The organism is Nocardiopsis lambiniae, from assembly GCF_031845465.1.
Taxonomy (GTDB): domain Bacteria; phylum Actinomycetota; class Actinomycetes; order Streptosporangiales; family Streptosporangiaceae; genus Nocardiopsis; species Nocardiopsis lambiniae.
Genome location: NZ_JAVREP010000007.1, coordinates 48104 through 70234 on the forward strand (window position 1 = coordinate 48104; position 22131 = coordinate 70234).

Here is a 22131-nt window from a genome sequence, read left to right on the forward strand (position 1 = left end):
GGCCCTCCCCGCCTCCTGTCCGCCACCATCGCCGACCGGGAGGTAGGGCGATTTCGGCCATGCGGGCCTTCAGGGACCCGAAGCCCTCGATGAGCCGTCGCTCTACGGAAGCCGGTGGGGCCGCGGGGGTGCGATTCGAGCGGCTCCGAACACCATCCGATCCGGCGGGCCGGGGAGTGGAGACATCCCGGCCCGCATCTCGTATCGGCGTGATCCGTCAGGAGGGGCAGGGAGCGCTGTCTTCCTCGGTCACCCACTCCTCCCCGGGGACGTCCGGGATGTCCTCGGCGTCGTCGTAGCCGAGTTCCTCCAAGACCTCCTCGTCGGTCCACATGCCCGGCCCGTCCTCACCGAACGGCAACACCGCGAACCAGCGACCCTCGTCCTCGTAGACCATCACGTACAGGGTCTCCCGCGCCCCGCCGCGAGAGCCGTCGAAGCGGACCGAGCACGTGCCGTGGAAGTACTGCCGTGACCAACTCTCCTCCGGGACGAACTCCTCCCCGCCGTGGGCCTCCAAGGCCAGTTCGGCCCGCTCTCGTTCGGCCTCCGGCTCTCCGATGGCCAGCAGCCCTTCCACGTCCGCGGCGTTGATCGCCGCGATGTAGGCCTCTGCGGCCTCCTGGGCGGTCGCCCGACCCGCGTCCTCCCCGGAACAGGAGGTCGCGAACAGACAGACCGTCATCGCCGCGAGGAACGGGGGGAGTCCCCTGAGCGCCATGTCGTCCTCTTTCCGTGCTCGATGTCCGTCGGTCCCATCCCGTTCCTCAGGTCCGATGGGGGTACCACGTGGCACCCGGGTGGCGCTGCCTGATCCGGCTGAGCTTCTCCTCCTTCGTGTCCGTGGAGTGGTAGTTGAGGTACTTCTCGCCGCCGGAACCGGTCTTCACCACGATCATCGAATGGTCCTTGGCGGAATTCTTGCGCCAGGCCGCCTGAAGGATATCGCCTGCGGCCAGACTCTTGAGAGTGATCTTCTTCGTGCGCTTGGACTTGTCGCGGGCGAAGATCCCCCAGTTCTCCGCGCCCGCCCAGGTGTAACTCGTGGTGGCCGTCATCGACCCATAGAACCAATTAGTGCTGCTCTTGCGACCGATGACGCTTCCGGTATGTTTCCAGCCGCCCGATTTCATGGCCTGGGAAACGAAGTTGGTGCAGTCCTGTTTGTACGAACGGTAGTTCTTGTTGTAATTCTTGACGTACTTCTGCGCGTAGTCGACGACCTTCTTCTTGTTTGCCTTGCTCAGCGCCATGGTGCCCATGCCCGAGCCCTCCGCGGTCTCCAGGGGCCGGCCGGTCGTCTCGGCCTCACCCGCGACCTCGGGTTCCTCCAAGGCGGACCCGGTGTCGATCACCTGTGTGGCGGGCAACAGGACACCCGGGGCGAACTCGGGCGTGGAGTCCAGCAACACCCATCCGGAGCGGCCCTGGACGAAGACGAATTCGTGCCTCAGCCAGTACTCGCTGAACTCCGGCTCGCCGGGGGCGGGATTCTGGTAGTAGAGCTTGGAGTTCTCCTCGACGGTGATCGTCGCGCGATCACTCTCGGCGGCTATCTCGATCAGGGAGACGGCCACGTCGGCCGCCGCATTGCCGCCGTCGACGGAGCGGTCCCCTTCACGGTGGTCCTCGATCACGACGATGTCGTCGTGGATCCGCTCCTCCAACGCGGAGTCGACGGCCAGTCCGTCGGTCAGCCTTCCGAACAGCGAAGGTGAATTGACGAGCTGATCCGAACGCAGCGCCAGATAATTCCGGGCCTGTGCCAAGAGGAATTTCTCATCGGCGGGGGATATTCCGGTCGAGGCCGAAGCCGCACCCGGGGGGAGAAAAGCGAAGGCAGTGGCACTGAGCCCAGCGGCGGTGAACAGGGAACGGCGATTCAAGGACACGTACGGGCCTCTGGTGGGAAGTCGGAGGGCTCGGGGCCCTCTCGTTATTCAGGACCTTTGGAACCTAGCCCTTGGTACAGGGTTGATCCAACTTTTGTTCATCTTCTGTCCGTAGTGGGACAAGAGAGAACCGCCAGGCTTTCCGAGTGCGTTAGTCGGTGCTCTCCCCGCCACTTGCGGGGGCGCGGCGCCCAGGACCTCGTACTCTTCCCGACCGCTTCGGTGGAGGAGGTGGCCGGCTGCCCGCGAGGAGGTGGACGGGATCGCACTGCCCGAGGGCTGCCGGGAGCGGAGGGCGACGAGGATCCGGGAGGCCTCCTCCGGTTCGACCGCGCCGTTCAGGGCCGTGACCGGGGAGCGGACCCGTCGCCTCCGTCCGGTGACGGGGTGGCCGTGAGGAGGATGCCACCGTTCTCCCCGGCGTCGTGCTCCGGTCAGTGGGTGTGGAAGTCCGCGAGGTCGATGGGCGGCGCGGCCGTGAACTCGACGCCGAGTTCGGGTGGCAGGGGTTCGCCCGAGGCGGCGTCGGTGCAGTGGGCGTCGAACATCTCGGCCTCGTCGAGGGGGACGAGGGTGTGGGCGGCGACCCGCCATCCGCGGACGACCTTGACCGGGATGTCGACCCCGTTCGGGAGGGTGTGGGAGATCCGGTCGGTGAAGGTGCGCATGATCAGCGCCGCCGTTCGGCCGCCGGCGAGGGTGGTGGTCAGCCGTTCCACCACCGGGGGGTGGCCGATGTCCCATGCTCCGTGGCGGAGGGCGATCGTGGTGGACATCGTATGGCCGGTGTGCAGGGTGAGGATGTGGTGTCGGCCGGGCAGATCCCGCAGGAGCGCGGACAACAGGATGCGGGCACGTGAGGTGAGCATGTTCTGAGTATGTGCGCGCGGATCGGGCCGGATCGGGTTGTCCACAGGGCGGATTCCGCGCACGTTGGGGGCGGTCGGAATCCCCCTCCTTCAGAAGGGGGAGGAGGTCACAGCGCCAGGAACCCGACCGCGCTGGCGCCCAGGACCACCGCCCAGGCGGGCGTGCGCCACACGGCCAGCGCCACGAACGCGACGGAGGCCACCGCCATCGTGGCCGGTGAGACCACGCCCTGGGTGAAGACCGGGTCGTACAGGGCGGCGCCGAGGATGCCCACGACCGCCGCACCTGCTCCGGCCACGGCGCCACGCGCACGCGTGGCGGTGCGCAGCCGCTCCCACAGGGGCAGCGTGCCCACGAGCAGCAGCGCCGAGGGCAGGAAGATCGCGGTCAGGGCGATCGCCGCGCCCAGGAGCGGGCTCCCGGCCACGGGTGTCAGCGCGCCCAGGTAGGCGGAGAAGGTGAACAGCGGTCCGGGTACGGCCTGGGCCGCTCCGTAGCCCGCGAGGAAGGACTCGTGGTCCACCCGGCCGGTCCCCACCACCTCGGCCTCCAACAGCGGAAGCACGACGTGTCCGCCACCGAAGACCAGCGATCCGGCCCGGTAGAAACCGTCCGCCAGCCCCACGGCGGGACCTGCGGTCAGCGCGGCGAGCACGGGCAGGCCCACCAATAGGGCGGCGAAGACCGCCAGGCACACCACGGCGGTCCCGCGCCCCACGGGAACCTCGCCGGCGTCCGCTCCGTTCTCGACGGACCCGGTCGCACGCAGCCAGAACAGGCCCAGCACGCCGCCCACGAGGATCGCCGCGACCTGGCTGAGTGCCGAGGGCAGCAGCAGGACCAGGACCAAGGCCACCACGGCGATAGCGGCCTGCCGTTTTCCCGCCGCCAGGCTGCCGGCCATGCCCACCACGGCGTGGGCGACCACGGCCACCGCAGCCGCCTTCAACCCCAGCAACCAGCCGGCCCCCGGTTCGGCGCCCACGGCCTGCACGCCCAGGGCGAAGGCCACCAGCAGCACCGCCGAGGGCAGTGTGAAGGCCACCCAGGCCGCGGCCATCCCCGCGTATCCGGCCCGGCGCAGGCCGATGGCCATACCGACCTGGCTGGAGGCGGGGCCGGGCAGGAACTGACACAGCGCCACCAGGTCCGCGTAGGCCTCCTCGGTCATCCAGCGGCGCCGCACCACGAACGCCTCGCGGAAGTAGCCCAGGTGCGTCACCGGCCCGCCGAACGAGGTCGATCCCAGTACCAGGAAGGCACGGAACACCTCGCCGGCGCTTCCGCGCCCGGTCCCGGGGCTCTCCTCCACGGTCTCCCCGCTCATCCGCGCGTCCTCGGCGGAACGGACCCCGGGGGCGTCGGTGATGAGTGCACGGTGGGGGCTCCTTCTCGGGGGACGTCCTCTGCGGACACCTCGTCCGATGTCGTCGGACGATATCGACCTGGAGCGCGAGGCCGTCGAACGGGGGTGCCGGACGTGGCAGGTGCCTCGCTCCGCCGGTGATCCACGCGGGCCGAGCCGTCCCCGACGCCGACGGAGGTGGCCGACGAACGGTGTCGTCCCGACGTTCCCACGTCGACCGCCCGTTCGAGGTGACGTGGACGCGGCACGCCACGGAACCGGAGGTGAACGATCACGGGCGGGTGGGGCCGTGGGAGCGATGCCGCTCGTCGGGCACGTCCCCCGGGGCGGCCATCGACCGCGTGTCCCCGGGTGCGCGGATCCCGGCGGCCCGCGCGTGGTCACGGCCGCCCGGTGCCTTCGTCGAGGGGCGAGGGCACCGGGGTGATCAGGCGGGTTTGCGCAGGACGGTGATGCCGTCGCGGTACCTGGTGACCGTGTACTGGTCGCGGTCGCCCCACGAACGGCGCTGTTCGACGACCTCCAGGCCGGCGTCGGCCGTCCAGCGGGCGAAGGCCTCGGGGGAGACGTCGGAGCGGTTGCCGTCGTCGCGCCAGCGTCGCTGGCTGATCCAGCGTTGGGCGACGTGGCCCGGACGGCCCGTGCGTCGGGTCAACGGGGCCAGGCGCAGCGACCAGTCGGGCTTGCCGGCGTGGTGGACGACCGCTGTCGCTCCCGGGGCCATGACCCGGGCCATCTCTCCGAGGTAGCCGGTGATGACGTCCGGGTCCAGGTGGACGAAGACGTCGAAGGACCACACGAACGCGATGGAGGCGTCGGGGACGGGGTCCATGCCGCTGTCGGCGGTGTGGTGGACGCGCAGGCCGGGGTGGTCGGCGAACCGTTCGCGGCAGTGGTCGAGGCAGGTCTCGTTGACGTCGACGATCCACACGTACGGGGAGTGGTCCAGCAGGTGCTCGGTCCATCGACCGTGGCCGGGGCCGATCTCCAGGGAGGCGCCTCGGGAGGCGCCCGGGACGAGCAGGGTGTCGATGAGCGAGGACTTCCACTCCTCGTAGGGCTGTCCGCAGTGGGCCGCCATGAAGGACCACTCGTCGCCGTTCTTGTCCCAGGAGTGTTTTTTACCCCATGTGCTGCGATTCCATTCGACGGTGGGCATTTCTTCTCTTCCTTGTGCTTTGTCGACTGATGCACGTTTTCCTCGATGGGAAAAGTGCGCTTCGCAGCCTACAGTCGATGAAGGGAAAAGGTGTTCTCACTTCTTCCCCGGGTGGAGTCCACCTGTTCCCACGATCCCCTGAAGCGGGCCCTCGTCGCTCGGCCGGGCCGTGCGGCGTTGTGGGATCCGTGTCGTGCCGGAGGTGTTCCGCCTGCGGTTCTGCGGCCAAGGTCCACCGTCCCTTTCCGGCGGAGCGGGACCGTCCGCTGTCACGGGCGGGGGGATGCCTCTTCTCTCGGGGGGCGTCCACGCGACCGAACGTATCGGTTTCATGCCGACCTCGCAGAGTTTTCACGAAAAAAATCATGAAAACATATGATCTACAATATAAAGATGGCATATCGGTCATGGAATCTTCATCCCGGCCGGTCGACGGGGTGCCGATGACGCATCGTGCGCGTCATGTCCCGGAGGCCGCGCGACGAACAGGGCCGACCGGGGTACGGGCCCGCGCGACGTGACCCGGGTGGTGCGGGGCGTCGCCGGGAGACGATAGGAAAGGGGGCGGTCCCCGCACACGTACGAACACGGAGAGCCCTCATGGCCACCGCGCCCCCCGCCCCGACACCTCGGCCCGTACCCGACCCGGAGCGGGAGGGCGCGCTGCTGGAGGAGTTGGTCCGGCTGCTGGCGGCGGAGGCGCCCGCGGGGTGGCGGGTGATCTCCTACCGGGCCGCGCCCGTCGGCGGACCCGAGTGGGGGCGGCTGGGGGTGGTCACCGCCGAGGGGCGCGAGACCGCACCGGTGCCGCCGGTCTCCCTGAACCCGGTGGTCGAGCGGCTGAAGGACCTCTGGTACGTGCCGGGCGAGGGCACGTGGCTGGACATGCGCCTGGTGGTCGAGGCGCCGGGACGCCACACCGTGGAGTACGACCACGTCGGCTGCCCGCCGCCGGCGGAGGCCTACCCGGTCCTGTCCTTGTGGGAATGGGAGAGGTACCCGCGCGATGAGGAGCACGTACCGCGGTGGTGGCGGGAGACCCTGGAGAAGGTCCGCGGCCTGGACGTCGAGGCCCTGCGGGGTGAGTTCGCCGCCCTGGTGAGGGGGGCGTTGGAGCACGAGGGTCTGACCGTCCTGGGCCGGCGGGCGTCGTCGCTGCGCCTGCTCACCCCCGAGGGGCGCCCGCTCGCCCTGCACGACATCGACCCGTTGTTCGCCCGGACGCTGCCCGACCGGCTCCTCACCGGTCCCGCCCCCGAGCCGAACGCCCCCCTGGCGCGGGACACGGCCGCGAAGTTCGTGCGCGCCGTTCTGCGGGGGGTCCGTGACCGGGGCCGGGGGCACCGGGGCGAGGGCCCGGACACGGCGGTCGGCGCGGTGGTGGCCGAGCTCGCGCGCCGGGGTGTGCGGTCGTTCGTCACCGACGCCGACGTGCTCGTCCTCTCCGGGGTCGACGGCCGTGGCGCGCGCACCGACCTCACCCCGTTCCGCGAACGGGCGCGGGACGCTTTCGAGGGACGGATGGAGGAGGCCGCGTCCTGGTACGCGGACCGGGTGACCGCGTGGTTCGGGCGTTCGCGGGCGGGGGAGGGCGCGGAGCCCTTCGATCACCGGCTGCGGGTGTCCCTCAGGACGGGGAGAGCGCCCTTCCACCTGTTCCCCGACAGGGCTCTGCGCTCGGAGACGGGTCTGCACCAGTGGGTGGTGCTGGACGGCCCGTTGGGCCCCGCGGACCTGGAGGGGGTGGTGTACGGGGATTCGGCGCGGACGTACGCCGAGGTGCACGCCGAGGCGGTGCGGCGTTCGATCGCGGAGCCGGTCGAGACCGTGCAGGGGTGGGTCGACGGAGCACGTCTGGTCACGGTGAAGGGGGCGCACCCGTACGCGGCGGCGCAGACGCACGTGCTGGAGCGGCACACCGGGGAACTGGCGCACGGGGCGATCGTGGCGTTCCCCGACGCGCGGACGGTGCTCGCGCACCCGCTGGGTCAGGGCGATCCGATCGCGGCCATGGAGGGGCTCAACGGTCTGCTGGCCCGGTGGCCGAGGGAGGTGGGCTGGGAGGTCGACGCGACCCGGTCCTACTGGTGGCACCCCTCGTCCCGGGAGCGGGCCGACGAGACCGACCTTCCGGATCTGCGCCCGGTGGGGGTGAAGGTCGACCACGGGCTCAGGTCGGTGTCCCTGCTCACCTCCGACGAGGAGTTCACGACGCTGATCCCCTCGTTGATGTGAGCCGGACGGTTCCCGGGACACCGGTACCGCCGGGAACCGATAGGAAAGGGGGTGATCGGTGCGAACCGTCGACCTCCTCCCCGTCCTTCAGAGCGGGGTCCGCGCACCTCACGACCAGTTGAACACGGAGAGCCCTCATGACGACCGCGCCCCCCGGACCGATGCGTCGGGTCGAGCAGGCCGAGGAGACGGCACGCGTCCTGTTGTCGGTGGCCCCCCAGGGGTGGCGGGAGATGGTCCACCGGGTGGTGTCCGTGGGCGGGTTCTCGCACGAGACGTTGTCGGTGGTGGACGCCGACGGTGCGGTGTCCGAGGCGTGGATCCCCCGGGCGGTGTCCGACGCGGTCGCCGGTCTGAAACGGGCCTGCCACCGGAAGGGCGAGGGGACCTGGACGTCGTTGGAGTTCACGGTCGCCCCGTCCGGGCGGTTCGGGGTGTCCTACGACCGCGACGCGGAGCCGACGCTGCCGTCGGGGGTGGCGCCGGTGGTGTTCCGGCAGGAGCTGGAGCGGTTCCCCCGCGATGAGGAGCACGTTCCCGGGTGGTGGCGGGAGCGGCTGGAGCAGGCGCGTTCGGTGGACGTGGACGCCCTGTACGCCGAGTACGCGGAGCTGGTGGCGCGTGAGTTCGAGGCGGAGGGCGGGGTGGTCGGGTACCGGCCGCCGACCTCGCTTCAGGTGCTCACCCGCGACGGGCGCCTGATCCTGCGGCAGGACCTGCGCGAGGAGTTCGAGAGGGCGGTGGCGGAGCCGGGCGCCCTGGGTTCCGCCGCGGCCGGGTTCGCCGCGTCCGTCTTCCGGCGCGTCGAGGGCGGTGGGCCGGCCGTCGAGGCCCTGGTCGCGGCGTTCGCGCGGTTGGGGGCGCGTGCCTCGCTCGGCGCGCTGGGTGTGGTGAGGGTCGTCTTCGGCAACGGCCGGCGGGAATGGGCCGACGTCGAGGGGTTCTGTTCCGCCTTCGGCGGTCTGCCCCCCGAGGAGCTGGGGCGGGAGGCCGCCGCGTTCGTCCGGGAGCGGACCCGGTGGTGGGATCGGCGCGGGGCCCGCCGGACGGTGGACGGCGGCGGTTTCGCCGGCCGGTGGCGGGTCCGGCTACTGCGCGGTCCGGAGTCGACGCAGGCCGTCCGGGAGCGGGCGCAGGTGCGGGAGGTCGCTCCGGGGCTGTGGCAGGGAGTGGTGTTGGAGGGGCCGGGGGCGGAGCCCCCCCCGCCCGTCGACCGGGCGGTGTTCGCCTGGGAGGGGCGGTCGGAGGCGCGGGTGTTCGCCGAGGCGGTCGAGTCCTCGGTGAACGAGCCGGTGCGGGTGCGCGAGCGTGGGGCCGACGGTACGCGGTTGCTGTGCATCGGTGGGGAGCACCCCTACGTGGCCGCGCAGGCGTACGTGTTGCCGAGGTACGCGGGGGAGATGCCGCACGGGGCGGTCGTGATGTTCCCGACGCCGTACGTGATGTACGCGCACCCGCTGGGGCAGGGGAGCCCGGTCACGGCGATGCAGGTGATGAACGCGATCGCGGACCGCCTGGTGGGGGTGGGCGACCCGGGGGCGCGGAGCGCGGGACGGCTGTACTGGTGGCATCCGTCGGCGTGGGGCCGGAACCTGGGACGCCCGCCGGAGCCGAGGGAGGTGGGGGTGCGCGTCGACCACGTGGTGGGGGAGGCGACGCTGCTCACCTCCGACGAGGAGTTCGATTCCCTGGTGCGCTCGCTGGTGTGATCGCCGTCGTCGGTTCAGGGAGAGCCCGACCGGCGGCCGGTCGGGCTCCGCCCTCCCCGGCCCCTCGGGTCCGGGTCACGTTGACGGGGTGTTCCGTTCGCCGTGGCGGGTGGCGGGAGGGTCGAGTTCGTCCAGGGCGGTCACGGAGGCGGTGTAGGCCGCCGCCCCCTCCGGGCCGAGTGCGTCGGCGTAGGCCTCCACCGACACGGCGGGGACGTCCTGGCCGTTGGCCTGCGCGGCCAGCAGCCACCGCGCCACCTCGTGCGGGTCGACCCCCGCCCGGGCACAGGCGGTGGCGTGCAGGGGGACCAGGGCCGAGGCCTCGGCGGACGGGAGCGCGGGGTCGGTCAGCATCGGGGCGGTGCGGTCGATCAGGACGATGGCGCGGCGGGCCAGGGACTCGGCGGCCGTCCACTCGCCGAGGTCGGACAGCGCGGCGACCTCGCGCACCAGCTCGCGGACGGCCTCCGCGTACTCCTCGGCGCGGTCGGGCAGGAGTGAGGGGCCGGACAGCAGTTCCAGGGGGTCGTCGTCCAGGGGAGAGGTCATGGGACCAGTGTCCCCGACCGGCGGTGGCGGCCGATCCGCTCCGTGCCGTGTCGAGAGGTCATGGCGGGGTGGGGCCTCGCGGGCCTGGTGGGTGTGCGGGCGGGTGAGGAGGACGGTGGTTCCGGCCGGGGTCGTGGCCGCACTCGGGTACAGCGCCGGTGTGCGGGTCCCGGGCCGCGGGACGCGGGCGCCCCTGGAGGGGCGGACGGTGGACGCCGGTGGTTTTCCCCGGCCGCGCCGGTGAGGCCACAATGGAGGGATGTCGCAACGCGGATCACGTCAACGCACCCTCCCGTCCCGCCCCGGGGACACCGACCCCTGCCTGTGCGGGGGCGGGGAGTACGGCTCCTGTTGCGGTCGGGCGCACCACGGGACGTGGGCCGCGAACACCGCCGAGGCGCTCATGCGTTCGCGCTACAGCGCCTTCGCCGTCGGGGACCGGGAGTACCTGGCGCGCACCTGGCATCCCGATACCCGTCCGGCCCGGGTGGAGGTGGATCCGCGCACCGAGTGGACCGGGTTGGAGATCCTGGGGACCGAGGGCGGTACCCCCTTCCACGGCGAGGGCACGGTGCGCTTCCGTGCCCGGTACCGGGAGGGCGGCCGGGCGGGGGAGATGGTGGAGCACAGTCGGTTCGTCCGGGTCGACGGCGCCTGGGTCTACCTGGACGCGCAGGCCTGAACGTTCCCCGTGGGGCCGTGCCGGAGGATCGGCGCGACCACCGCGGGTCAATGCCGGTCGCGTCGGACCCGGACGGCGGCGGCCCGGAAACGGGCGGCGCGGTCCGGGTCGGGGTGGACGCGGCACAAAGCCTCCAGGACCCGCACGGTGTCGGGGTGGTCGACCCGCCGGAGCCGGTCGACGTCGTCCAGGAGCAGGGTCTCCAGACCGGCGGTGTCGGGAGAGGTGAGGAAGTCCACGAGGCCGATCTCTCCCGTCGACATCGCGGCCGCGACCATGTCCACGACCACCCACGGGCCGTGGTCCTCCATGATCCGGTCGATCTCCCCCTGATCGAGCATCCGTGAGCCGAGCAGGACGATCGCGGCCAGGCTCACCAGGGCCGGCCGTTCGGAGCCCAGCAGGGCGCGCAGGTGCGGGCCCAGGTGCGAACTGGTCAGGTTGAGCACCTTGGCGCCGTCCCAGCGGCGCAGTGCCGACCCGGGCCGGTCCACCGCGCCGCCGATCTCCCGCAGGGCCCGCGCCGGGGTGCGGGCGGCCAGCCAGGAGTCGATGGCGATGAGCCGGCCGTCCAGGGAGAAGGAGTGCAGCGAGTCGAGGAACTCGGCGGCGCCCACCCGGCTGAAGTCCTCGATGAGCGGGGCGGGGACCCCCACGGACAGGAGGATCTCGCGCACCCCGAAACGGCCCAGCGGGGTGAGCCGCACCAGGCACGGCCCGGAGGAGGGCCGTGCGTGTCGGTGGTCGAGGTGGACCGCCCCGATCTCGGTCAGCTGCCACAGCATGGGCAGGAGCAGGTCGGACAGGCGGTGGCGCACCCGGTCGGACAGGCCGCTCAGGGCCTCGGGTCCCGTCGACAGTTCGGTGACCAGGTCACTCAGCGGGACACGGGACCGGTCGGGCGCCTCGTAGAGGGAGCGCAGCACCCGGGGGAGCAGGTCGGGGCCGGTGGTGCCGGGTTCGGTGCCGGCCAGGTCGCCGCGAACGCTCTCGACGGTGGTCTCGAACATGTCGTTCCACCAACGCAGGATCTGTCGGGGGTCGCGGGCCCGTTCCTCCAGGTCCGGGGCGGGGCGGGCCTGCCCGGCGGCCAGTTCGACCATGCCGAGGCGGATCGCCTCCCACCAGGGCAGTGCGAACAGGGGGTCGATGGAGGAGAGGTCCTCCGCGCGGGTCGGGCCGGCGTCCCCCGACGGCTCCGGGGGGAGTCCGGCGGGCCGTAGCGAGAGGGCGCGCACGGCCTCCCCGATCAGCGGGGGTTCGGGGAACCCGCGCGGGGTGACCGGGACGGTGGGGCCGGCCCAGCGCGCCAGCGCCAGGGCGTTGGCGTACAGGGGGCAGTGCGAGGCGGAGAAGGCCAGCTGTGTCTCCGGGTGCAGGTGTATCGGTCGTGCGGAGACCCGGGGAGGGTCCGGGGGCCGCGGGTGATGAGAGGGCGTGTTCAATCCCGGATTCTCCTCACGAGGAAGGAAGCGACGTCCCTTCTCTACCGCTCCGGGGTGAGGTCGTGGGCGGGTTTCCCGAACATTGGCGCGGAAAAACCGTGGTCGAGAAGGCCGAACCGCGCGTTCGTCGGGAAAAGGGGCATCTCAGGGCCGGGCCCGTGCGCCCGGTCCGTGGACCCCTGAGGACGGGTGGGAGGCGCGGTGGGAGCGGATCGGGCGGGGCGGAGCCCGTGCGGGCCGGCCGCCCCGGGTGTGGGGCGGCGGCCGGTCCCGTGGAGAAGGAAGGAGGGCCCGATTCGGATGAACACCCCACACGGCGGTGCCGGGCGGTTTAGCGTCGTCTCCATGACCGATGACACGATCGGGGCTTCCTACCCCGCGACGGTTCCCTCCGCGCTGGCGGAGGTCTTGGAGCAATTGGATCTGCGGCAGGGGCTGCGCCGTGAGCTGCAACGCTATCCGGAGGAGACCGGCACCATCCTGGTCGAGACCGCCGAGTACCTGCTGCACGAGGGCGACCGGGAGCAGGGCCTGCGGTTGCTGGTGGCCCTGCGCGACCATCCGCCGACGCCCGAGGACGCCCAGTACGCGCTCATCGAGATCGCCCGCGACCTGCGCGAGCACGGTGATCCGGCGGAGTCGGAGCGGATGGTGGAGGACCTGATGAAGTCGGCCGACCTGCGGCCCGGCCCGGCCGGGCTGTTGGCCGACCTGTTCGAGGGGGACGGGGACCCGGTGCGGGCGCTGCACTGCTACAACATCGCCGCCCGGGAGTTCCTGGACCGTCCCGGGGAGTCCCTGGCCGGGGCGAGCGTCTTCGACATCGGTCCGTTGGTGGGGCGGGCCCGCCTGCGGGGGGACGCGGGCCTGGAACCGGACGTGCACGACCTGGTGGTGATGGAGGCCGCCGGACGGTTCTGGCGAGAGCGCTCGGAACAGGGGACGGACACCCCCGGGGTGTTCCATTCTCGGTGAGCGGTGATGTCCGTGCCGGTCACCGAGGCCCGATCACGTCCCGTGGTCGGGTGGAGGCCCGTACGGCGTCCACCGAACGGCACCGGGGAGGGCGTCCTGCCCCGGATCGGACGACGACACCGTGGCGACCGTGCGCGGCGCGTCCGGGTGGTCCCCGTCGATGCCGAGGAGATCCGGGGCTTCGCCGGTGGGCCCGGCCCGGACCCGTGGGCGGAGGGGCGCCGCGGATCCGGGCGGAACGGGTCCTGGAGCCGGAGGACCGGCGGGCGGTGGCCCGGGTGGACGTGCCCCGCCGGTGCGATTCCGGGGTCTGCACGCCCGTCGCCGTGGCACCGACCACCGAACACCGCGGCCCGAGCCGCGTGCGGTCGCCCCGATCCGCGCACAACGCCCTGCGACGGATGATCGTGGCCTACGATTCTGTTCTCTCGACCTTCCTTGGTCGTCGTGGGCCGGGCGCGTGCGGGTGTCCGGAGGTTCGCTCTGGAGGGGTCCGTGGCCGTCGCAGCGGGTTCGGGTGAGGAGATCGTCCCTATCGTTCCCGGTTCGCCGCTGGACGAGGCGTCGGCGGTGGAGGGCGACGGCGGCCGGTCGTCGGTGCGCGACGGTGTCGAGGGGGTCCTGTGGTGCGCCCTGATGCTGGAGGACGTCCGGCTCGCCCCCTCCGAACGGGTCGGCCTGGCCTGGTTGCTGCGCGAACACCAGGAGTTCGTCGCGGCTTCGTTCGTGGTCGGCGACGGCCCCGGGTTCGCGGCGTTGCACTCCGGGCTGCGTGAGGGCGAACGCGGGTGCGGGATCGTCGTGGGCCGACCCGGGGAGGGGCGGACCGGCACGGCCGTCGCCGCTCTGACCCGGGCCGGGCTGACGGTCCGACCGCTCATGGTGGACATCGACGAGGACGACCCGTTCCAGGGGGTCTGGCCCGAGGCCGGGCGGGGGTACCTGATCGACGTGTCCGGGGCGGGACCGCTGCCGGACGGGTTCCTGCGGGCGCTCCGCGACTTCGCGTCGGCGGCGGCCCACGGTGGGGCGGCGCTGGTGGTGATCGCCGACCCCGGCCAGTGGGATGCCGACCCGGTGCCCGGGGCCGCCCACCTGCGGGTGCGCCCACCGGAACCGCGCGAGGTGCTCGCGGCGCACCTGGGGTGCCTGTCGGGCGACCGTTACCGGGCCGCCCGCTGGGCACGCGAACTCGACGGGTACGGGTTGTTGCGCGGTGCGACCCCGGCCGAGGCCGCCGCGCTGGCCCGGATCGCGCACGGCGTTCTCCGCGGTCGGGAACGCGGATCGGGCGAACGGGAGCGGCTGGCGCTGATCCGGGAGCGGTACCTGGGCGGCGGGGAGATCGCCTCCTGGTTCGCCGCCGCCACCGGGCCCGAAGGGGTGTGGCATCGGGTCGTGGTCGCGGCGTTGGCCGTGCTGGAGGGGGAACCGGTCCAGACCGCCCTGGCGGGAGCCCGGGGGCTGGCCGAGGAATGGGGGGTGGTCCCCCGGGAGACCGACGGCATCGACGGGATCGGCATCGGTCCGACACTGGAACGGGTGGGTGCCCGGCGCACCGGTACCGGGGAGGTGTTCTTCGAGAGGGAGGACCACGCCGACCGCGTGCTGGACCACCTGTGGGCCGAACACCCGGGGGTGCGGGCGGGCCTGACCCGGTGGGCGGCCGGGGAGGCGGTGCGTCGCGGCGGGGGGACCGCGCACCGGATCGGTGCCCGGCTCTTCTCCCTGTTCGAACGGTGCGACGACCCTCGGGCCCTGGTGGGGTTGTTCGACGCCTGGGTCGGGGAACCGGACCTGGTGGACGTGGTGGTGTCGTTGGCCTCGGCGGCGCTGGTCCACCCCCGGTTCGCGCGTTCGCTGCGCGAGCGCCTGTACGAGGAGGCTCGGGCGCCCGCGTCGGTGATCACGGCCCGCGTGGTGGCCCGGGTGTGCGCCGAGTACGGCAAGGCGGACCCGGCGGGTGCGTTGACCCGGTTGAAGTGGCTGGTGGAGGTGGACGAGGACGCCGAGGCGGCGCTGCGCGACCTGGCCCGGTACGAAGGGCTGCATCCGGCGTTGACGCGGGCGGCGCTGGGATGGATCGGCGGGGCGCTGCCGTGGAACACCGGGGCGACCTCGCCGGTGCGGGCCGACGCGGGCGTGCGCCTGCTGGAGGCTCTGATGGCGACCGGCGACGACATGACCCCGGTCCTGTTGGCACGGCACCTGCGGGGACCGGACGAGGAGAGCGAGCGGCTCGTCGGGGCCGCGTGGTACGCGCTGTTGGAGTTCGGGGCGCACGAGCGGGTGCGCGCCGCCCTGGCGTCGTGGATGCGGGCGACCTCGGCCGGGCCCGAGGGGTTCGACGAGGTGGTGTACGTGCTCGGGTGCGCGGTGGCCGGGTTGGCCGACGCCGATCCGGACGGGGTCGCCCGCCGGGCCGCCCGGCTGGACCGGGCGTTGACGGAGGTGTGCGCTCGGGAGGGATGGGAGGGGCCGCGGTACGCGCGCGTGCGCGAACTCCTGGGACTGGTCCCCCAAGACGACCGCACCGCCTCCGTCTCCTGACCGCGCCCGGTGTCGGTCGGCGTGCGGTCAGTCCGAGAGGGCGGCCTGGGCCCCGGGCGGTGGGGACGCCGGGGCGGCCCACGGGAAGGGGGCCTCGGCGGCGACCTCGCGCATGCGCCGGTAGGCGGCCTCGTCGGAGGGGCGCGGAGCGCCGTCCTCGGCCAGCAGGTGGGTCAGGGGCGGGGCGGTCCCCCCGTCGTCCAGGACCACCGTCTTCTGCCGGGCCCCGTCGCGCAGGGTCAGCCGGACCTCGGTGATGTTGTCCGTACCGCGCAGGTGGAACAGCCCGGCCAGGTCCACCCGACGGGCCAGGATCTGCTCGGTCAGCGAGGCGGGCAGATGGCGCTGGCCCGGCGGCGGGGTCAGCACGTGCCGGAAGGTCCCCATGGGGCGGGGGTCCTCCAGATTGAACAGGTCGGCGCCGCGGGTGATCTCCACGACCTCCACCCTGACGGCGTGGGCGCTCTCCAGGAACCGCCGGTAGGCGTCGGAGTCCGACAGGGGGGCGCAGCGCAGGGACAGCCGGCCGCCCAGCCGGGCGTCGACGGCGCGTTTGAGGTGGTCCAACAGGATGGTCCCGGCCCCGCGCCCCTGGTGGCGTTCGGTCATCGCCAGCGCGTGGGCGCAGCCCTGCGGGACGACCAGCAGCGCGCGCAGGTGCGTGGTGGCGGCCTCCTGGGCCCCGTAGTGGTAGGGGTCCCTGTCCTCGGCGACGCTGCGGATGGTGCCCGGGGTGCCGAACCTGCCGTAGTCCAGCCGGACCTCGATCTCCCGGTCATCGGTCCGGCGGTGGGCGCCCACGGACAGATGGGAGCGGCGTTCGGCGTCGGTGACCGGTGTGCTCTCCAGGTCGCGCACGGCGGTGTGGAGGAGATCGAGCAGGTCGGTCCCCTCGTCGTCGAGGCGGTCCACCGGAGGGTGATCGTCCGGGCGGCCGGGCGGGGCCGCCCACAGTCGGTAGGCGGCGAAACCGTGTGTGGCCACGCGTGTCCGTTCGGGTCGTCGGTCGGGTCGGCGCCGCCCCGGGCGGGCGGCACGGAACACCAGGGTAGTGGGGTCGGGGGTGGTGGTGCGCGGCGTGTCGGAGGCGGGTCGATCGCGGTCGCGACGGCGTAGGGGACGTGCGGCCGTTCGAGGTCGCGGTGCGAGGTGGCCGGGGCGTCCGGTGCGGCGTGCGCGACCGGGCGCACTCCGATCTCCGCCCGCGCCGCGGGTCGTCGGGATCCCCTCGGCGCGGGCGGAGTGCGGGAGGGGCGGTCGGGGCACGAACCCGGGCATGGGTGAACTGGTACTGGTCAGGCATGGACAGACCGAGTGGAGCCGCACGCGGCGGCACACCGGGCTCACGGACGTCCCGTTGACGGAGGAGGGGGAGCGTCAGGCGGAGGCGTTGCGGCCGTTGTTGGCCCGGCGCACGATCGGTCGGGTGATCACCAGCCCGTTGGGCCGTGCGGTGCGGACCGCCGGGCTCGCCGGGCTCACGGGCGCGCGGGTCGACCCGGACCTGGGGGAGTGGGATTACGGCGGGTACGAGGGGATCACCACCGCCGAGATCCGTGAGGAGCGGCCCGGCTGGGATCTGTGGCGCGACGGGGTGGTCCCCGGTGGTGCCGACCATCCCGGTGAGCGGGTGGAGGAGGTGGCGGCCCGGGTCGATCGGGTGCTGGCGTCGTCGGCCGAGGGGGTGGGCGATCCCGGCTCGGACGATGTGGTCCTGGTGGCGCACGGGCATGTGCTGCGGGTGCTCACGGCGCGCTGGCTGGGGCTGGACGGCCGGGCGGGGGCGCTGTTCTCCCTGGGCACAGGGGCGGTGTGCACACTGGGCCGCGAACACGATCGGCCGGTGATCACCTCGTGGAACCTCATGCCCTGAGCTTGCGCCGACTGAGGCCGGGGGATTCCGACCGCCCCATCGGGTGGTGCTCGGGCGGGTCGCCTCACGGAGGTGGTCCCCCGTTCCGAGGCGGGGGCGGGGGTGCGCGGGAAGGCCGCGCGTGACGCGGGTCCGGAGGACCGGGACGGGGGAGGGACGGATCTCCCACCGACGGTCAGGACCGGACGGATACGGCACCGAAGGCGGCTGGTGGCCTGGTGCCGTTTCCCCGGTGAGGGGGCGGTCCTGTCAGGGGTGAGCAGGGGAAACTCGGGGCTCGACGGACCGGAGTCGACACCCGCGTTCTGTGCGGGGTCGGTTGTTGGTTCAGACGTGAGGCCGACGTCACCGGTTCCTCAGGGGGCCACATGAGGCCACTCTGGAACCTTTTGCCTCGTGATCCCGTGGGGGACGGGGACGGTCGGGCCCGCTCGTGAACAGGGGACACGAAGGCTCCGACCGCCGGCGGCCCCCCTCGGGTGAGAGGGGCCGGATCCGCCGTCGGTTCCCGTGGGGGACGGCGGAGGATCATGTCGGCGCACCGTGTCCGCGGGGGCACGGTGCGCACACCGTTGGTGGCAGGGCCTTCCATGAACGGGGGACATGGAGGACCCCGCCACCTCGGCCCGCCCTCCGCGCGGGGGCTGCCGGAGGGCGAGGCCGACGGTGGCGACGGCACCGGAGGTGATGGCGCCGCCGCTCGGGGAAGGTCTATGCGGCGTTCTCGCGGTCGAGCGCCTCGCCGGGTCTGAGCCCGAAGGGCACGCCGAACCCGGCGAGCCATCCGTCGCGTCCCAGGCGGTCGAAGATCTCCTGGGTGACGTCGTGGTCGGGTGCCGATCGGAGCGGCCAACCGAAGTGCTCGGAGACGGCCGACCAGCTGGGGCCGTGTCCATGGGCGGCCCGGTATCCGTCCACCCAGTGGGCGACCTCGGCGGCGCGCTCGGCGAGCAGGCGGTCGGCGCGTTCGGCGACCGATACGTTCAGCGGCGTGGTGGCCGGGGAGACCCGGGGCGGGGTCGGCGGCGGGGGCGCGGTGGGGGCCAGCCAGGCGGTGGTCTCACCCAGTCGGGCCTCGACGATCGCCCCGTCGTCGCGGACGGAGACGATCCACTCGATCCGCGCCAGCCATTCCAGGAGTTCGGTGAGCTCGTCGGGGCCGGAGAGCGCGCACGCCACGGATACCTCCACCCGGGGGACCCGGATGCGGCCGCCCGGCTCGGCGCGGGCGGCCAGGTAGGTGCCCACGAGACGGAGCCGGTTGGGCTTCTTGCGCATCTTCTTGTGCCCCATCGACCGGGCGACCCATCCCGAGGCCCGGGAACGGATCCCCTGTCCGACGTCCCAGGGGTTGCCCTCCACGTCGGGCAGGTCGCACAGGGCCGGGTCGGAGGGGTGGGAATCGATCACCCGCTCGGGGGTGGTGACCAGCCAGCCCGAGGCGATCAGGTCGCTGAGCGCGGCGTGCGGGTCCTCCAGACGGAGGATGCGCATGTCCTGACCGAGCAGGTAGACCTTGCCGCGTATCGCACCGCGCAGAGCACAGACGAGGGCGAGGTAACGACTGTCGGGGTCACCGCCCACCGGTTTCGAGGCGACGTAGGTCCACACGTCCCGGAGGAAGTCCATCTTGCGGGTGCTGATGGGCAGTTCCCGGTTGGGGTGGGGGGTCGGCGGCGGCGGACCCTCCCTGCGCCTGGGCGGCTTGGGCGGCCAACCGGGCGGAGTGGTCACACCGTTCTCCTGGCAACGGACGCATTCCATCGCCGCGGCCAGGTCCGGATTGGGCCTGTGGAACCGTGGTTGTGGGATCTGATCGGGGGCCGTGGACCCGTCGATCGCGGTGTGCTGCGTCATGGCAAGGAGACTAGCGGGATTCGCGTGGGCGGGGGTCTCCGTCGGTGGGAAAACCGCGGGTGACCCGTAATCCGAATAATCGCTCCCTCAAGCGCTCACATCCGGTATAGGGCGGGCGCCGAAGGCGCCGACCGCGGGGGTGGGGCGCGGGCGTGCGGGCGGGGCGGGGTCACGACGGCGCGCCCTCCTCCCGCTCGGATGCGGGACACCACGGGTGATAGGGACAGGTCCGGCAGGCGGGACCGGGTGCGGGGGCGTGCACCCGGTCCCGGTGCCAGGGGGCGACCAGGGCGCGGACGGTGCGCTCGGCCGCCGCCAGGACCGGTGGCGAGGCGGGGTCGACGACGTCGACCCGGGCGCGGTCGGGGGTGAGGATCTCCATCTCCACCGCCGGTTCCGGGCCGGCGGCGATCACCCCCGCGGCGAAGAACAGCACCCCCAGCGCGGCCCGCGGATCATCCGCGAAGAGTTCCGGCCCCCGGGCCTCGGGCGGGCCGTCCTCGGCGATCAGGACGGTGCGGTGGACCCAGGAACCGCGTCGGTGGTGCAGGACGTCGGCGCGGTGCACGACGAGCACGTCGGCGTCGGTGTCGTCGGCGGTCAGGGTCGGACCGGAGCGCACGTGGTCACCGGCGGGCAGGTCGCGCAGCGGACAGACGGGGATGTGGGCGGCGAGCATCGCGGCGGCCCGCCGCGCACGGTCGCCGAACAGGCGTCGACCCGCGCAGGCCCACCGGGAGGGGTCCACGGGTAGGTCGGCCGGTTCGCATGCGCGCCGGGGCAGCCGGTCGTGTGCCCGCCGCAACCAGGCTCGGACCAGCTCCGCCACCACCCCGGCCGACCCCCGTCCACCGGAACCGCCGGTACGGCCGGGAGCGCCGGGACGGCCGGTCCACGGACCCCCGTCCGTTTCCGCGCCGTCCGCGCGCACGACGTCGCGACGGACTCCTCCGGTCCGTCCTTCGACGGTTCCGGACCCGTCCACGCGCACGATGGTCCGTCCGGTGCCACGGCCGGGGGAGCCGGGCGCCTCGGGTGTGTCCGGGGGCGCGGTCGCCGTGTCCGCGCCCCCGGGAGGAGGGACGACACCGGCGGCGCTTCCACCGTCGCCGCGGTCGGGCGGGGACTGGGGCGGGAGAGGGGTGATCGTCGGGGGACGGCGGTCGATGACGGCGGGCAGGCCCAGGGCGTGGAAGTGGGCGCGGGCGGGGCAGAGGGCGAACTCGCGGGCGAGGGTCGGGGACCACGACCGCCGCTCACCGCCGGAGGAGCCCAGCAGCCCCGGAGCGCGGGGCAGCCGCCCGCAGCCGCGGCGGACCCCGCAGGTCAGGCAGTCCGTGCCCGGGGCCCGTGCCCCGCCCACCAGGGCGGCGCGCAACCCCTCGCGTCCCTTGGCGGCGAACAGTTCCCCGGCCTCGTCGGCGGTGCCGTCGAAACGGACCGCCGTCGTGCCGTCCAGGCACGACACCTGGATCACCCGCACCCGTTCCGGTGGCCGGCCGCGCCCGCGCATCGGGTAAGGGGCCCCGTCGTGGTAGCGCCGTGGATCGGCGGCGTAGGCGTCCCGGTCCACCGGCGACCCCGTGGCCAGGACGTAGGCGGCGACCGCGACCCCCGCGTCGGGGGAAAGGGGCCGGCGCAGGCCTCCCGGGCTCGGCGCCCACAGCTCTCTGACCGACCCGTCGGTGTAACAGCGCCCCGCGGCGCGCACCTCGTAGGGGCGGCGGTGGCGGGACCCGGGTTCGGGCATGTACTGGCGCACCCAGAAGTCGGCGACGGGGGTGCGGCCCGTCGTCGCGGCGAGGTGGGTGCGGGCCGCGTGGCGGACCCACGCGCGCACCCCGTCGTGCACGGCCGGTACCCGTTCGCCCAGCACGGAGATCGCGGGGCGTCCCGGTGCGGGCAGGTGGGCGCAGGCCCGCTCCAACGACCGACCCCGGTGTTCGACCAGGTCGAGGACGGCGTTCAGGGCGAGCGCGGGCACCTCGCCCGGTCGGTGAGGGGCCGGACCGAGGGCGAGGTCGGCGCGTACCCGGCGGTGGGCGGGGCAGCCTCCCCGGGCCAGGACGGCGGTGTCGCTGAGGAGTCGGATGACGGGAGGGTGTCCGGTGTCGGTGATCATGTCCTGCGCCTTCCGGAGGGGCTTTTCCGGAAATGGTGGCATGAGCGGGGGATCGCCGCCGGAGGCCTGTGGATAACCTTTTCGGTCCCTGCCTCTATCGAATCTCGGGTCGGGCCGGATCGAAAATCAAAAATCCAGGACCTGTTTTCCCGGATATCCGTTCACCTGCGACGATGCCGTCGGTGTTCGACGGGGTCGGACGCCGGTCGTGGGAAAGCCCCACGCGGTACGCGCTGTCCGATCAGACTGGGGTGCGTGCTCCAACAGCACATCGTCGAGGGTTTCTGGTTCAACGATCGACTGTACGTGTGGGGAATGGACGCCACCCTGCCCCTCGTCACCGATTCCCGTCGCCGTGTGCCGCCCCACCCTTACGCCCTGCCGCCCGAGGACCTGGGGCGGTGCGTGGACGGGGCGGGAGCGGATCCTCGGTTCCGTCGCCGCCGATCGCGGTCTGCGCGAGGCGGTGTTGCTCGGGCGGGCCCCGGTGGCCCTGACCGGGGTGTTCGAGCGGCACCGCGCCGTTCTCTTCCCCCGGGATCCCTCGGCGCTCGACGTGTCCTGCTCGTGTCCTGTCCCGGGGTGCGCCCACGGGCGCGGGGTGGTGACGGAGATGGCGCGGGTCTTCGACGCCGACCCGTACCTGCTGTTGACGTGGCGGGGCCTCGAACGGGGGGAGTTGCTGCGCCGGGCGGGCCGTTCCCGTGGCGCCCCGTCCGTGCGGTCGGGGCCACCGCCGATGGCGACGTTCTGGGAACGGACGGACCCGCTCCCTGCATGCCCGGTGCGGTCGGGCGACCCCGGCGATCACCGTCCGGCCGGGCCGGGCACCGACCGTTGGTCGCGG

The 22131-nt window shown here is 73.0% G+C and carries 16 protein-coding genes; 6 read left to right on the forward strand and 10 right to left on the reverse strand.

What is annotated here, in order from left to right:
- Positions 1 to 217 precede the first annotated feature (217 nt).
- The 5 genes from RM479_RS12430 to RM479_RS12450 form a co-directional block, all read right to left on the reverse strand.
- Positions 218 to 721 (reverse strand): hypothetical protein, encoded by a 504-nt coding sequence (locus tag RM479_RS12430; protein ID WP_311511880.1) that lies wholly within the window; start codon positions 719 to 721, stop codon positions 218 to 220.
- A gap of 46 nt (positions 722 to 767) precedes the next feature.
- On the reverse strand, positions 768 to 1769 hold the full coding sequence (locus RM479_RS12435; RefSeq protein ID WP_311511881.1) for an amidase domain-containing protein: 1002 nt from the start codon (positions 1767 to 1769) through the stop codon (positions 768 to 770).
- 557 nt (positions 1770 to 2326) lie between these two features.
- Positions 2327 to 2761: a hypothetical protein gene (locus RM479_RS12440; RefSeq protein ID WP_311511882.1), complete on the reverse strand. Its 435-nt coding sequence runs from the start codon at positions 2759 to 2761 to the stop codon at positions 2327 to 2329.
- A 107-nt stretch (positions 2762 to 2868) separates the two neighbouring features.
- Complete coding sequence (gene chrA / locus RM479_RS12445) at positions 2869 to 4089, reverse strand: chromate efflux transporter (RefSeq protein WP_311511883.1); 1221 nt, start codon at positions 4087 to 4089, stop codon at positions 2869 to 2871.
- A gap of 466 nt (positions 4090 to 4555) precedes the next feature.
- Positions 4556 to 5287 (reverse strand): class I SAM-dependent methyltransferase, encoded by a 732-nt coding sequence (locus tag RM479_RS12450; RefSeq protein ID WP_311511884.1) that lies wholly within the window; start codon positions 5285 to 5287, stop codon positions 4556 to 4558.
- Positions 5288 to 5887: 600 nt separating this feature from the next.
- On the opposite strand from RM479_RS12450, the gene RM479_RS12455 reads away from it, so the two are divergent.
- Entirely contained in the window at positions 5888 to 7522 is a 1635-nt protein-coding gene (locus tag RM479_RS12455; RefSeq protein WP_311511885.1) for a hypothetical protein, read from the forward strand.
- Positions 7523 to 7659: 137 nt separating this feature from the next.
- A complete protein-coding gene (locus tag RM479_RS12460; protein ID WP_311511886.1) occupies positions 7660 to 9231 on the forward strand; it encodes a hypothetical protein in 1572 nt (523 codons plus the stop codon).
- Positions 9232 to 9306: 75 nt separating this feature from the next.
- Here RM479_RS12460 and RM479_RS12465 read toward each other — a convergent pair whose 3' ends face one another.
- Positions 9307 to 9780, reverse strand: a complete 474-nt coding sequence (locus RM479_RS12465) for a hypothetical protein (RefSeq protein WP_311511887.1) — start codon at positions 9778 to 9780, stop codon at positions 9307 to 9309.
- Positions 9781 to 10039: 259 nt separating this feature from the next.
- Here RM479_RS12465 and RM479_RS12470 point away from each other — a divergent pair, with 259 nt between their 5' ends.
- Complete coding sequence (locus RM479_RS12470; RefSeq protein ID WP_311511888.1) at positions 10040 to 10462, forward strand: YchJ family protein; 423 nt, start codon at positions 10040 to 10042, stop codon at positions 10460 to 10462.
- Positions 10463 to 10509: 47 nt separating this feature from the next.
- Here the strand turns inward: RM479_RS12470 and RM479_RS12475 are convergent, their stop codons facing one another.
- Positions 10510 to 11907: a hypothetical protein gene (locus tag RM479_RS12475; RefSeq protein WP_311511889.1), complete on the reverse strand. Its 1398-nt coding sequence runs from the start codon at positions 11905 to 11907 to the stop codon at positions 10510 to 10512.
- Between the two features lie 345 nt (positions 11908 to 12252).
- On the opposite strand from RM479_RS12475, the gene RM479_RS12480 reads away from it, so the two are divergent.
- Entirely contained in the window at positions 12253 to 12882 is a 630-nt protein-coding gene (locus tag RM479_RS12480; protein ID WP_311511890.1) for a tetratricopeptide repeat protein, read from the forward strand.
- Between the two features lie 495 nt (positions 12883 to 13377).
- Positions 13378 to 15432, forward strand: coding sequence for a hypothetical protein (locus RM479_RS12485; RefSeq protein WP_311511891.1), 2055 nt, complete (start codon positions 13378 to 13380; stop codon positions 15430 to 15432).
- Between the two features lie 27 nt (positions 15433 to 15459).
- Here RM479_RS12485 and RM479_RS12490 read toward each other — a convergent pair whose 3' ends face one another.
- Entirely contained in the window at positions 15460 to 16416 is a 957-nt protein-coding gene (locus RM479_RS12490) for a hypothetical protein (RefSeq protein ID WP_311511892.1), read from the reverse strand.
- A gap of 292 nt (positions 16417 to 16708) precedes the next feature.
- Here RM479_RS12490 and RM479_RS12495 point away from each other — a divergent pair, with 292 nt between their 5' ends.
- Positions 16709 to 17305, forward strand: a complete 597-nt coding sequence (locus RM479_RS12495; protein WP_311511893.1) for a histidine phosphatase family protein — start codon at positions 16709 to 16711, stop codon at positions 17303 to 17305.
- A 711-nt stretch (positions 17306 to 18016) separates the two neighbouring features.
- On the opposite strand, the gene RM479_RS12500 is transcribed toward RM479_RS12495, so the two are convergent.
- Both RM479_RS12500 and RM479_RS12505 read right to left on the reverse strand, forming a co-directional pair.
- Positions 18017 to 19162 (reverse strand): hypothetical protein, encoded by a 1146-nt coding sequence (locus tag RM479_RS12500; protein WP_311511894.1) that lies wholly within the window; start codon positions 19160 to 19162, stop codon positions 18017 to 18019.
- A gap of 169 nt (positions 19163 to 19331) precedes the next feature.
- Positions 19332 to 21284, reverse strand: a complete 1953-nt coding sequence (locus RM479_RS12505) for a hypothetical protein (RefSeq protein WP_311511895.1) — start codon at positions 21282 to 21284, stop codon at positions 19332 to 19334.
- Between the last annotated feature and the right edge of the window lie 847 nt (positions 21285 to 22131).